The 12,882-nt window shown below is 59.2% G+C and carries 13 protein-coding genes; 2 read left to right on the top strand and 11 right to left on the bottom strand.

Annotated elements, in window-relative coordinates; translation table 11 throughout:
• Position 1 precedes the first annotated feature (1 nt).
• Positions 2–244: a hypothetical protein gene (locus ABD827_RS02280; RefSeq protein ID WP_344961963.1), complete on the top strand. Its 243-nt coding sequence runs from the start codon at positions 2–4 to the stop codon at positions 242–244.
• 17 nt (positions 245–261) lie between these two features.
• Here ABD827_RS02280 and ABD827_RS02275 read toward each other — a convergent pair whose 3' ends face one another.
• The 3 genes from ABD827_RS02275 to ABD827_RS02265 form a co-directional block, all read right to left on the bottom strand.
• The gene (locus ABD827_RS02275) at positions 262–3,069 is read right to left on the bottom strand and encodes an HD-GYP domain-containing protein (protein ID WP_344961961.1); all 2,808 of its coding nucleotides are present in this window, start codon (positions 3,067–3,069) and stop codon (positions 262–264) included.
• Between the two features lie 97 nt (positions 3,070–3,166).
• Entirely contained in the window at positions 3,167–4,012 is an 846-nt protein-coding gene (locus tag ABD827_RS02270) for a DnaA ATPase domain-containing protein (protein ID WP_298717381.1), read from the bottom strand.
• Positions 3,996–4,676 (bottom strand): DnaT-like ssDNA-binding domain-containing protein, encoded by a 681-nt coding sequence (locus tag ABD827_RS02265; protein WP_298717383.1) that lies wholly within the window; start codon positions 4,674–4,676, stop codon positions 3,996–3,998. Before ABD827_RS02265 ends, ABD827_RS02270 begins: the two co-directional genes overlap by 17 nt.
• 139 nt (positions 4,677–4,815) lie before the next feature.
• Between ABD827_RS02265 and ABD827_RS02260 the strand changes: the two genes are divergently transcribed.
• Positions 4,816–5,784 carry a response regulator gene (locus tag ABD827_RS02260; protein ID WP_344961955.1) on the top strand — a complete coding sequence of 323 codons (969 nt, stop codon included), beginning with the start codon at positions 4,816–4,818 and terminating at the stop codon, positions 5,782–5,784.
• Positions 5,785–6,151: 367 nt separating this feature from the next.
• Here the strand turns inward: ABD827_RS02260 and galU are convergent, their stop codons facing one another.
• From galU to rbsB, 8 genes are all read right to left on the bottom strand, one after another.
• Positions 6,152–7,057: a UTP--glucose-1-phosphate uridylyltransferase GalU gene (gene galU, locus ABD827_RS02255; RefSeq protein ID WP_344961954.1), complete on the bottom strand. Its 906-nt coding sequence runs from the start codon at positions 7,055–7,057 to the stop codon at positions 6,152–6,154.
• Between the two features lie 114 nt (positions 7,058–7,171).
• Positions 7,172–7,462, bottom strand: a complete 291-nt coding sequence (locus ABD827_RS02250) for a ComEA family DNA-binding protein (RefSeq protein WP_344961952.1) — start codon at positions 7,460–7,462, stop codon at positions 7,172–7,174.
• A gap of 160 nt (positions 7,463–7,622) precedes the next feature.
• A complete protein-coding gene (locus tag ABD827_RS02245; protein ID WP_344961950.1) occupies positions 7,623–7,922 on the bottom strand; it encodes a YciI family protein in 300 nt (99 codons plus the stop codon).
• Between the two features lie 80 nt (positions 7,923–8,002).
• The gene (locus tag ABD827_RS02240; protein ID WP_344961948.1) at positions 8,003–8,539 is read right to left on the bottom strand and encodes a septation protein A; all 537 of its coding nucleotides are present in this window, start codon (positions 8,537–8,539) and stop codon (positions 8,003–8,005) included.
• 78 nt (positions 8,540–8,617) lie between these two features.
• Positions 8,618–9,493 carry a DMT family transporter gene (locus ABD827_RS02235; protein WP_344961946.1) on the bottom strand — a complete coding sequence of 292 codons (876 nt, stop codon included), beginning with the start codon at positions 9,491–9,493 and terminating at the stop codon, positions 8,618–8,620.
• Between the two features lie 94 nt (positions 9,494–9,587).
• A complete protein-coding gene (locus ABD827_RS02230; protein WP_344961945.1) occupies positions 9,588–10,589 on the bottom strand; it encodes a substrate-binding domain-containing protein in 1,002 nt (333 codons plus the stop codon).
• The gene (gene rbsK / locus ABD827_RS02225) at positions 10,589–11,500 is read right to left on the bottom strand and encodes a ribokinase (RefSeq protein WP_344961943.1); all 912 of its coding nucleotides are present in this window, start codon (positions 11,498–11,500) and stop codon (positions 10,589–10,591) included. The genes ABD827_RS02230 and rbsK overlap by 1 nt, the downstream gene beginning before the upstream one ends.
• Positions 11,501–11,510: 10 nt before the next feature.
• Positions 11,511–12,392 carry a ribose ABC transporter substrate-binding protein RbsB gene (gene rbsB, locus ABD827_RS02220; RefSeq protein ID WP_344961942.1) on the bottom strand — a complete coding sequence of 294 codons (882 nt, stop codon included), beginning with the start codon at positions 12,390–12,392 and terminating at the stop codon, positions 11,511–11,513.
• Positions 12,393–12,882: the final 490 nt, after the last annotated feature.

The following is a 12,882-nucleotide window of genomic DNA, read 5'->3' as shown; positions in this document are numbered from 1 at the left end:
TATGCACAAGTCGTTACAACAGGAACAACAGCTGTTGCAGCTGAAAGCCGAAGCGCTGCGGCTGAAGCTGCTGACCAATCAATTGCGTCGGCAGCAGGAGCATACGGGGGCGGATTTACTGGAACTGGCCAGCAAGTTACCCCGGGCCGGGCTGGTATGGCGGCTGGCCAACATGCCGCGCAAGCTCAGAAACAAGTTATTGCTGGGCGGCGCCCTGCTGGCGGTGATCTACCTGCGCTTCTGAGCCTCCATCGATGAGGATCACGACATTAACTCCAGTATCCGCTGCTTGTTGACCGAATCCAGTTGTTCCGGTGCGAGAAAGCGAGTTCCGTATTGCAGATAGAGTTCCTGCTCGATAAAGAAGCGAAACAGCCCGGGATCCAGGTGCTGTTTTTTGACCATGGCTGCCATTATGGTCAGCGTTTCGCTCAGGCTCTTGGCTTTTTTATAGGGCCGGTCGGCGGCGGTGAGGGCTTCAAATACATCGGCCAGCGCCATCATCCGCGCCTGTAACGGCAAGTCACCGGCCTTCAGGCTGCGCGGGTAGCCCTGGCCGTCCATGCGCTCGTGATGACCCGCGGCCAGCATGGGTACCTCGCTGAGGTGTTCGGGGTAGTGCAGTTCGCTCAGCATGATCAGGGTATGCACCATGTGGGCATTGATGGTGTAGCGCTCTTCCGGGGTCAGGGTGCCCCGGGCGATGGCCAGGTTATAGCGTTCTCCCAGATCCAGCTTGAGCTCGGGTTGCTTCAGGGTAATTCCCCAGGGATTGTCGTGGTCGATACGCTCCTTGGCCGGGTAGGGCAGCCGATGCCAGGGCTTGTCGGCCAGCAGCGGCTCCCATGCGGGCAGCGACTCGCTATCGCCGCGGCGTTGCAGCTCTTCCCACGAGAGTCCCTGAGTGTCATCCAGAGTGCGCAACCAGCGCCGCTCGGCAATGTGGTTCAGCCGCTCCAACTGTGCTTCGCTGACGGTTTCTCCCCCCTGGTTCAGATGGGCAATAAACGCGAAGTCGTCATCCAGTTGCCGGTGTTGTTGTTCTCGTTGCCGGGCGAGCAGATTTTCATTCCCACCATTGGCTATTTCCTGCCAATAGAGGATGTCTGCATCGCGTTTGAGCACCTCGAAGCGCATTCTGATCTCATGCAGCCGGTTATAGATGGTCTCCAGCTTGGTAGCCTTGTCTATCACATGCTCAGGGGTCACTACCTTGCCGCAATCGTGCAGCCATGAAGCCAGATAAAGTGCCTCCCATTCCTGCTCGGACAGCCGAAAATCCGCATAGTCGCCATGCTCGCTGTGGTGAGCGGCACGGGCCAGCATCAGGGTCAGTTCGGGTACGCGCTGGCAGTGACCGCTGGTGTAGGCGGACTTGGCATCGATGGCGGAAGCGATGACCCGAATCATCGACTCGGTCATCTGCTGCTGCTGTTCGAACAGCGCCATGTTTTCCAGCGCCAGATTGGCAAATTCGCTGTAATGAGAGATGAAGCGACGTTTACCGGCAGAAAGGGCTGCAGAGCCATAGCGCAGGCCAAGCACGATGGCGCCGTTAAGCTTGCCGAAGCGGTCATACAGCAGCCAGGGCGGCTCAAAGTGCAGGCCACGACCTTTCAATGCCTGCAGGATCAACATAGACAGTTCGTCTGATCCGACCTTGTCGGGCAACGGGATGCGATGTTGTTGCGCTTTATCCAGCAACTCCAGGCAGTGCGTTTTGTCTTGCTGTCTGGCCCGGTACACCAGACAGCGTTGTCCGCCGCTCAGGTGTTGTATGCCCTGACTGAGCCGCTGCAGCATGCTGTTGAAATCGTCACTCTGTGACAGGCGGTGCAACTCCTGGATAAAGCCGGCCTGGGTGCGATGCATCAGCGTGATGGCGCGGGCCTGGGCATCCAGCTCCCGGTAGAAATAGTGCCGTTCCTTCAGGCCGTCAAAGTCGAACTCCTGAATTCCTTTCATGTCTTCTGCCATTTGTCGCAGGGGGCGGGTGATGGCACGAGACGCCATGATGACCACCGGCAGGCTCAACACCACAATCAACAGCGTCAGCCACGCCTGGGAGCGACCAAAGCCGAGTGCTTCTGCCATCAGCTTGCGATAGGGGATCAGCGTGGACAGGCGCAGATCCAGGCTGCCTTTGTTGCCGGTGTCCAGGGTCAGCGGGATTTGCTGACCCAACCAGACTTCCTCGTTCAGCTCGATCTTCCAGCTTGCCAGATCGGGCTGGGTCGACAATATCTCGAAGCCTTTCAGTTCATCAAAGGCCGGCATAAGGCCGGCGGATGCCGACTCGGGCAGGCTGCTGGCCAGCACCTGAAATTCCGGCGCCTGCAATAGCAGGATGCGAGCCTGTGGCAATGCCTGTTTGAGCTGGGCATCCAGGTCGCTCAGCAGTAAATCGGCTGCCCACACCCGTTGCCGGCTGGCATCTCCCAAAGACAGGGTAATTCCCGGAACTTGTGAAAAATGAAAATAGTAGGGCGGGGTTATGTACAGATCCGGTTGCGTGAGCGAGGGGCCAAACCAGGGGCGGGTACGGCTATCGAAGGACTCGGCGTAGAACTCGACTTCGTCGACCAGCCGATAATTGTGGTCGAAATAGAAGCGCCGGGCAGTGCTGTCCGGCGCTATGATCTCCATCATCAAATCGGCGCCTGTTGGCGCCGTGAAAGCGGTACGTGTCTGCGGATCGCGTATCATGCTGAACGCCAGGGTACGACCATCGGGCTCGCCTACATAGAAAGCAGTGACTCCAGGATTGGCGTCCAGCAGGGGGTGCAGCAGAGGCCACCAGCGAGCCGGGGTCTGCTCGCTGGTGGCGAGGGTGACGTCATTGGCGCGCATCAGGGTCAGGCCGGTATTGATGTTGTGCAGGCTCTGCTCCAGCTGTTGGCTGAGTTTACTCGCCAGGCTGTCGAGGCGGTGTTCGCTGTTGGCCAGCACAAAGGCGCTGTTATGGCGGTGCTGCGCATAGATAAGCACGCCACCCAGCAGAATGATCAGGGTGGCAAACATGCAGGTAATGTATACCCGCAGGCTGAAACGTGAGTAGAAAAGGGACATGGCCGGCATCCGTGACCAGAACAGTCCTAAGCGTAGTTGTCGGTCAGCGGGGTGCCATCAGTATCTTTGTTTTGCCGGCGTAAACGGGCAGCCGGGCTTAACTTCGGTAATCACCGATATCGGGTCGTCGGCTGGGGCCGAGCAGCGCCATGTCGACCGGATGAAAAGCCTTGATGGCTTCGAAGCAGAAATCACCCACCGCCCGGTGCAGAGACTGGGGATCATGGTTGGTGATGATGATGACACTCTTGGCCAGGTTGCGCCGGCGACGCAGCAGATGGCCAAGAAAGCTGGACTGGCTTTCGGCCAGCCGCGTACGGTTGGCGGCCACTTCATCCAATACCAGCAAGTCCACTTCTTCCAGCGCCCGCCGATACTGGTTGCGGCTTTCCTGATCCTCTATCACCCCGAAAAATAGTCGGTCTACCACCGAGGCCCATTGCTGAAAAATGACCGATTTCTGGTGCTGGTAAATCAGATCATGGGCAATGGCCCCGGCCAGGGTCGATTTGCCGGTGCCGAAGTTGCCGTAGATCAGAATGGCGGCACCGCCTTTCTCTTCCCAGTGATCGAAGGCGTTGATGAAATGATGGGCGGTGTCGATATGATGGCTCAGCGCCGGATCGTCGCGGTCCATATTCTCGAACACCCATTCCGGATTGAGATCCGCCTGGGCCAGCAAACGTTCGGTCCGTTTCTGTTGCGCTTCTTTCTGAGCCTGGCGCACTTCGATATTCGCCTGTTGCTCATACTGGCGTTTAAGGTCGAGATAATCGTACTCGGGCAGGTTACCGTCGGCACGCAGTCGCTGCAGTCGGTTCAGCAGCCCCTTCACATCGCCACCGGTGGCCGTAGGGGTCAGGTCTTTTTGCGGTTTCGGGCGGCGTCGACGACGAGCAATGTCGTTCAGGTCGGCGGCAATTTCTTCAGGTGTCTTTTTCATTGCGGTCTTCCTGGTTATCGGGGCTGAGACGTCGGGCTTCGGCCATCATTTCCTGGGCCCGCTTGCTGGGGCCGGCGTCGCTCTTGGCCGGCAATTGCTGATAGCCACCGCTCTCCTGCGGCGCCGGCGTGCGTTTGACACTACGCTGATTCTTGAGTTTGCGTACCAGTTTCAGCATCCACTGATGCTGGTTTTCAAACACTTCGGGCCGTCCCAGCCAGTAGGCAATAAACTCGCCCAGCTCGGTTTCATCGAACTGACTGTCGAGCAGGCCGCAGAGTCTGGCCAGCCCCTCGAACTGTTCGTCCGGGCGCCACTGTGGATGCATGGCAAACTGGCGAGAAGGCAGCGGGGTCAGCCCTTCAAGCCGTTTCAGTGGCAGCGAGAACACGGCCCCGTGATAATGCTGGGGGTGGGGATTTTGCACCACACTCAGCAAGCCGGCGTCCAGCAGCTCATCAACCAGCTCGGTCAACGCCATCGGCGTGACGCGATAGCGATATTCCCCTTCGCCCTGTACGGCCAGCGCCTTGCCCAGCAAGGGATAATCCAGCGGTTGGGTATGGTCACCGCGCGCCAGGTGCCTGAGATAAAGCTGATACAGGCTGCGGGCCGGGTGAGACAGCCTGGGGGAGGTGAGCGCCTGATATTCTGCCGGTGTCATAGTGCCACTGTTATCGAATGAGGGGATCATTATCCAACAAAGCCGCAGTAGAATACAGCCGCCATGACGGAGCCGCTGCCATGAGGCCAAAATTCGGCTAGGCTCAGTATATACCCCCACTACGCTGTTACCTCATCTGATGTTTGAACGTTCTCCGCTTATTCTGCTCATAGAAGACGATCCCGTGTTCCGTCGGCTGATGGTGACCTACCTTGAACTGTGGGGCGCTCGGGTGATTGAAGTGGACAATGGCGACGAAGGCATAGGGCTTGTGGGGAAGCAGGCACCCGATCTGGTCTTGATTAATCTGTTGCTGGCGGCACCGAGTGGTATTGAGGTGATCGCCTGCCTGAAACAACGCTATCCGGCGTTGCCCGTGATTGCGATTTCCGCGCGGTTGAAAATGGTCGATGTGGCCCGGGCGCTGCGGGCCGGCGCCGAAGATTACCTGATCAAGCCGATTCGTAACTGGCGGCAGGTATTTGATGTCATGGCCGCCTGTCTCGGATCGAGTCCGCGACGAATATGGGGTGAACTCAACGAACATCTGGCGTTCTTTCGTCGGGATGACGTGGCCGCCAGTCGTCTGAGTCGGGGCTTGCGTCAGCGGCCGGAGCGGGATCTGGGGGGCTGGCACTTGAGCTGGCGGCAAAGCACCCCCTGGCTGCTTGCAGAGTATATTCGGCTGGATCAGGATCTGTTGTTGTTGCTGGCGGAGTTCGATCCGCTGAGCATGGATACCCCGGTGGTGATGGCGCTGATGCCCTTGCTGTTGCATGAGCCTCAGCGGCAGCATCAGTCGGGATCTTTGCTCAACCATCCGGGCCGCACCCTGGAATACATCAATCGTCTGATCCTGGATACGGGGCTGAATTGCCGGATGAACCTGGCGTTATACCGGTTGCAGGCCAACAGCAACAAGGTGGTGCTGGCCAACGGCGGCATGGCCGGTAACGACTGGCTGGCCCGGTGTGATGCCGGCCCGCTGGGTGCGGGAACCTTCAGTGCCAGCCAGCTGAGCTACCCCTGTTCTTTTCCTTTCGATCTGACCCTGCATGGCGGCTTCGGCGGTGAAATCCAGCTGACGGCGCGCCATGGGGTTTCGTGAAAGCAGTTATATCAATCTGGAAAACTAACTGATCTACTTGGCTTCAAGGTAAAGGTCGAACGAAGGGTCCACTCCACCGACACGCTGAACCGCATCCCTGCGACGCTCAGCACATGACGTCCTGTCATGTGATGGTCGCTGGAGTAGAACCCTTCATCCTTCCTAATGCTGCGGAGTCGCCTGTGGAGCGACCTGCAGACAACTCGGTGCCAAGAAGAGGCAACAGAGAGCGGCTCCCGAGACCGTGAAATGCCAGGGATGGCATTTTCGAGCCCCCATGGATGGGTTTATGGCGTGTCGTGGGAGGTGACTCTGTTTCCTCTCGTCTCCAGCTTTAAAATAGATCATATTTTTATTTAGATTGGTATTACCGCAAATTGAGCTGTCGCAGATAGTCTGTCAGGGCAGCGCCCAGCTCCGGATGACGCAGGCCATATTCAACATTGGCCACCATCAGCCCCAGCTTGCTGCCGCAATCATGGCTCTTGCCGGTAATATGATGGGCAGAGACCGGCTGTTGCGCCATCAGCATGGCGATGCTGTCGGTTAGCTGTATTTCATCACCCTTGCCGAGCGGCGTCTTGAGCAGCAGCGGCCAGATGTCGGCCGGCAGTACATAACGACCCACCACCGCCAGATTGGACGGGGCTTCCTGCTGTTGCGGTTTTTCTACCATCGCTTCAATCGGCGCCGACTCTCCCTGGCCCAGCGGCTGACCGCCAATATCGACAATGCCGAACTGATCGACCAGTTCGTCAGCCACCGGCTCCACCAGAATCTGACTGTGGCCCTTGTCCTCGAAGGCACGAATCATGGCCGCCAGATTATCCTGTTGCAGATTGCAGCCCGCATCGTCAATCAATACATCGGGCAACAGCACGGCAAAGGGGGCGTCGCCCACCAGCGGGCGAGCGCACAGAATGGCGTGGCCCAGGCCCTTGGCCTCACCCTGGCGCACATGCATGATGGTCACGTCGGGAGGGCAGATTTTCTGCACTTCTTCGAGCAACTGCCGTTTGACCCGCTTTTCCAGGGTGGCTTCCAGCTCGAAGCTGGTATCGAAGTGGTTTTCGATGGAGTTTTTACTGGCGTGGGTAACCAGCACGATTTCCTTTATCCCGGCCTGTACGGCTTCATTCACCACATACTGGATCAGGGGCTTGTCGACCACCGGCAGCATTTCCTTTGGGATGGCCTTGGTGGCGGGCAGCATGCGGGTGCCCAGACCGGCGACCGGGATTACTGCTTTACGAATCGAAAAGGGTGAAGGCATGTTTTGAGGCGTCGTTGAAGGCATGAGAGTCATCAAAAAAACAATGGGAGCTTATGATAACCAATAGTGGCCCTCCCGACCATTATCGGAAGGGCCACGGCCCCGGCACCTGCGTTAATTACTCAGTAAATGCCGGTTTTTTTCTACGGTAGCTGGACCTATGCCACTGACTTCGGCCAGATCGTCGACCGAGCTAAAGGGCCCGTTGGCTTCCCGATACTCCACGATGGCCGCCGCCTTGGCCGGACCTATGCCGGTCAGCATGGCCAGCTGATCCTGGGTGGCGTTATTGATATCGATGCTGGTGACCACGGCGTTTTGCTCGGTCGCTGCTTCATTGGCCATACTCGGTGCCGTTACCGTCAGTAACGCGGCCAGCAAGGTGGATAACAGTGCCTTGTTCATTACCGTCTCTCCTTGTTTCCAGATGAGTAGCATTTCGTCCATCGGACCCTATCAAGCCTTGTCCAAGGAACAGGTTTTTGCCAATAAAGAGAGGAGGTATTGCAAAAAACATCGGGAAACGGCGGGAGTGGCAGAGAAAACCGGCCGCAGCCGGTTTGTATCAGGGCAGGACTTTTTTGAAGGGCTTGACCACCACGGAGGCATAAACGCCGGCCGCCACGTAAGGATCGGCCTCGGCCCAGGCTTGCGCCGAAGCGAGCGAATCAAATTCGGCAATCACGGTACTGCCGGTAAAGCCGGCTTCGGCGGGATCTTCGGCATCGATGGCGGGGTTGGGGCCGGCGACCAGCAGACGACCTTCATCGGTCAGCGCCTGTAAGCGGGCCAGATGAGCCGGACGAGCTTCCTTGCGCAAGGCCAGGCTGTTTGCATTGTCTTCGGCGAAGATGACATACCACATGGTGTATTCCTTGTTACATGATGGAAATTAAACAGGGAGGCCACTCATGCAGCCGCCCTGTTGGTACTGAAAATAACGGATTATTTTTCCAGCGCCTGTTGCTGACGATAGAGATACAGGGCGGTAGAGAAGGTGAACAGCAGGGTGAGCCCCAGTAATCCGAATACCTTGAAGTTGACCCAGAATTCCTGCGACAGGTTGAACGCCACATAGACGTTGAGGGCGCCGCAGAAGCTGAAAAAGCCGACCCAGGCCAGGTTGGCCTTGTCCCAGATGCTGTCGGGCACGGTCATTTCCTTGCCCAGCATCTGTTTGATCAGGTTTTTACGAAAGCCGTAACGGCTCACCAGCAATCCGATGGCAAAGAGCCCATTGACGGCGGTGACCTTCCATTTGATAAAGGCATCATCCTGAAAAAACATGGTGAGGCCACCAAAAAACAGCACCAGTACCAGGGTGATCAGGTGCATTTTTTCCAGCTTTTTGTGTTTCAGCCAGACCAGCAGCATCTGGATACAGGTTGTGGCCATCAGCGCGCCGGTCGCCGCGTAGATATCGACGGCCTTGTACACCACGAAGAAGATGATCAGGGGAATAAATTCGGCAAACTGCTTCATAGAAGGACCCGTACAACAAAGATACCCGCAGTTTACCCATAGCACCGGCGGCTGGCAAAACATTGCTGCCACCCCGGATCATCCTTCACGGTAAACCAGTCGCTGCCGGCGCCGTTCCAGCCCGCTCTTGGTCAATATGGCCATTAATACGATGGCGCCACCCAGCAGGCCCTGATTGGAGGGGCGCTCGCTCAGGAACAGCCAGACCAGCAGGGTGCCGAAGACCGTTTCCAGCAACAACAGCAGGCTGACCTCCGCCGAGGGCAGGTACCGAGGCCCCTGCTGGATCAGGGTAAAACCCACCGGCATCAGGATCAGGCACAGCAGTAGCAGCCAGCCCATGTTGATGGCGTCCGGCAACACAACCTCGCCGCTCCAGAGCCATGCCAGAGCGGCCGTAATCAGGCCGCTGAGGGCCAGCATGGGGCTCATGTCTATGTCGGGCCGACTGCGTGCCAGCGTCAGGTTGCCGGCCAGTCCCAGTGCCGCCATCAGGGCGAAGCTGCTACCCAGCCAGGAGGTGGCACCGGTGTCATCGAGGACGATAAGACCGATGCCAAACAGGCAAACGCAGATGGCCACCCAGGTGCGCATGGGCAGACGCTCCTGCAGAAAGAAACGACTGAGCAGGGCGGCTATCAGGGGGGCGGAGGCAAGAATGACCAGCACGTTGCCGGCTTTGGTAAAGTGATTGCCCAGAATAAAGCCAATGGTGCTGAAGCTGAACAGCAGGGCACAGCCCAGTCCGGCTCGGCTACAGCCCCGATAAGCCTGCCACCACCGGCTTTGGTGGCGGGCCACCACAATCAGCCAGAATCCCAGTACATTGAGCAGGCCCCGCCACAGTACTATCTGCTCGGCGGGCAGGCTGATCACGCGCAACAAGAGCGCATCGGGAGAGATAATGAGCACGCCAAGCGCGGTCAGCAGCAGTCCTTTCCGGTGGTTATCCATAACGCCTGAATAGATGATGAGTAAATGTCGATGCTAATCAGAGCAAACCGGGATTACCAGCCCATCGCTGCAAAAGTGAGCGCCGGGCCGTTATTCAGGTGAGCGCCTGGCAGCTGTCTCTGACGATCAACTCGGGCGTCAGGGTCAGTACCCGGCGGGGGCAGTCCGGTGTCTTGATGCGCGCCAGCAGGGTGTCGACCGCCAATGCGCCCATGCCGGCCTTGGGCTGCTCTACGCTGGTGAGCGCCGGCACCAGATAATGGGTCAGTTCTATGTTGTCGTAGCCCACCAGCGACATCTGCTCCGGCACCGAAACACCGGCATCGGCCAGAGCCCTGAGTGCTCCCATGGCCATCATGTCGTTGCCGACAAACACCGCCGTGGGCCGTTCGGGCAGGGCGAGCAGGGCGGTCATGGCACTGTTGCCGCCGGCCAGCTCGAAGTCGCCCTCGATGACCCACTCCGGTCGTACCGTCAGACCGGCCCTGGCCATGGCGGCTTCAAAGCCCGCCCGGCGTTCGTCTGCCGCCCGCTTGCCCCGGGGGCCGGTAATACAGCCGATATGGCGATGACCCAGGCCAAGCAGGTGCTCGGTGGCAAGCCGACCACCCAGACGGCCGCCGTCCTGAATCAAATCCGCTTCCATGTCCATCGGGCCCCAGTCGGCCAGCACCAGGGGCACGCTGGGGTAGCGGTCGAACACATTGGCGCCCAGATCGACCTGGGTGCACATCAGAATAATGCCGTCTACCCGCTTTTGCAGCAGCATCTCCATGCTGGCGTTCAGCCGCGCCTTGTCGCCACGGGTATTGCACAGCGCCAGGCTGTAACCCAGCTCGAAACAGCGTTGTTCCACCCCTTGTACCACCTCGGCAAAAAAGGGGTTGGCACTACTGGTTACCAGCATACCCAGGGTGCGGGTTTCATTGCTCTTGAGACTGCGCGCCAGCGCCGAGGGAGCGTAGTGAAGCTCGTCGATGGCCTGTTCGACCCGCAAGGTGATTTCGGGGCTGACGAAGCGGGTCTTGTTCAGTACATGGCTGACGGTAGAGGTCGACACCTGTGCCCGCCGTGCCACGTCCTTGATGGTGGCCATCAGCGGGACTCCAGCAGGGCGGTGATTTCGGTCTTGTCGGGTATCGAGGTCTGGGCGCCGGGCCGGGTCACGGACAGGGCCGCCGCCGCCTGGGCGAAACGTACCGCCTGCTCCAGCGGTTGTTGCTGCTGCAATGCCGCCAGCAGGGCACCGTTGAAGGTATCGCCCGCCGCCGTGGTGTCCACCGCCTCGACCTTGAAGCCCGGTATGACTCGGCCCTGACCCTGCTCGCTCAGCCAGACGCCGCGGGCACCCAGGGTGATGATGACGGTAGCGATGCCCTTGGCATGCAGTACCCGGGCCGCCGCTGCCGCGCCGGCATCGTCGTGTACCGCGATACCGGTCAGCCGTTCGGCCTCGGTTTCGTTGGGGGTGATCAGATCCACCAAAGACAACAGCGCATCGGGCAGCGCCTGAGCCGGAGCCGGGTTGAGCACCACGCGCGCCCCCTGAGCCTTGGCCTGGCCGGCGGCGGCGATGTTGGTGTCGAGCGGAATTTCCAGTTGCAGCAGCAGCTGTTCGCAGCTCAGACCGGCCGAATGCCGGTTCAGCTGTTCGGGCGTCAGTCGGCCATTGGCACCGGCGGCGAGGGAAATGGTGTTCTCGCCTTCGCCATTCACCTGGATCAAGGCCACCCCGGTGTTGATGCCGGTCATGCGGTCGATGGCGCTTACATCAATGCCGTCGGCGGCAAAGCCCTCGACCAGGCTTCGGGCCAGGGCATCGTCACCCACGCAGGCGATAAAGCGGGTCGCGGCCCCGGCACGGGCGGCGGCCACCGCCTGATTGGCGCCCTTGCCGCCGGGCACGATGCGATAGTCGCTGCCGGTCAGGGTTTCACCGGGGCGGGGAAACTGCGGCAACCGGATCACATGATCGATATTGATGCTGCCAACTACGGTTAATGTCATGGTGTTTGCCTTACTTGCTGATGACTTGCAGCGGGACCGGAATATGGTCGGCCACGGTTTCACCCTTCAGAATTCTGTCGGCAGTTTCTACCGCGATGGCACCGATGGCATCCGGCTGCTGGGCGATGGTGGCCGCCAGACGACCGCCTTGCACCGCCTTGATGCCATCCCGCGTGCCATCAAAGCCGACGATCATTACGTCTTTCTTGTTGGCCGCCTGCAGCGCGCGCATGGCACCCAGTGCCATTTCGTCGTTCTGGGCAAACACCGCCTGTACTTCCGGGTTGCCGGTCAGCAGGTTTTCCATCACGTTCAGGCCCTTGGTGCGGTCGAAGTCTGCCGGCTGGCTGGCCATCAGCTCGAAGCCGTGCCTGGTGACCGCCTGGGCGAAACCTTCGCCACGCTCGCGGGCGGCGCTGGTGCCGGCAATACCTTCCAGCTGAATTACTTTGGCGTCGGCGCCAATCTGCTCGGCAATATAGTCACCGGCCATCAGGCCACCGGCCACGTTGTCGGAGGCGATATGAGACACCACCTCACCGCGGTTGGCGGCCCGGTCCAGGGTCAGTACCGGCAAGTCGGCCCGGTTGGCCAGGCGAATGGCGTTGGTCACCGCATCGGAGTCGGTGGGGTTGATCAGCAGTACCTTGGTGCCGCGCACGCTCAAGTCTTCCACGTTGGCCAGCTCTTTGGCCGGATCGTTCTGGGAGTCCAGCACGATCAGCTCATAGCCCAGCTCTTCTGCCTTTTGCTCGGCACCTTCTTTCATGGTCACGAAAAAGGGGTTGTTGAGGGTCGAGATCACCAGTGCCAGGGTGTCTTTGGCGTAGGCACCCGAGGTCATGGTGGCGCTGATCAGGGCAGCGGAGAGCAGGGTCGTCAGTTTTTTCATGATTCAGCTTCCTTTATCGTATCGAGAATTCGGGTCTTATCGTGACTTGGATTATACCAATCCCACTAAACAAATGATCTATTCCGCTTTTGTATAAAAGTCGCACAAAGGGCCCGCTCCGCCGACTCGCCGTGAATCCCTCCCTGGAGGCTCAGCCGCGCCATCCGTGGCGCGAATGGTCGGCTGAGCAGATCCCTTTGTCCTCCTTGATGCACCGGCGTTGCCTGTTAGCGCCGTCTACAGACAACTCGATGCTCGAGAAGAGGCAACAGAGATCGGCTCCCACGACCGTGAAATGCCAAGGCCGGAAAATGCTCCTGCCGTTCCGGCATTCCCGCCTTCCATGGCGGTCAGATGGCTTTCCGAGCCCTCAGGGGGCAGCTTGCTGCCTGCATCCAGTTTGGTGATGGACCAAACATCCAGTGAATGTTTGCAGCCATCGCCAAGCGCAGATGGCCTTAGCCCATGGCGTGTCGTGGGAGGCGACTGT

Source organism: Oceanisphaera sediminis (assembly GCF_039539745.1).
Lineage (GTDB): Bacteria > Pseudomonadota > Gammaproteobacteria > Enterobacterales > Aeromonadaceae > Oceanimonas > Oceanimonas sediminis.
Note: the sequence above shows the minus strand (reverse complement) of the source record. Positions and strands in the feature narration are given on the sequence as shown.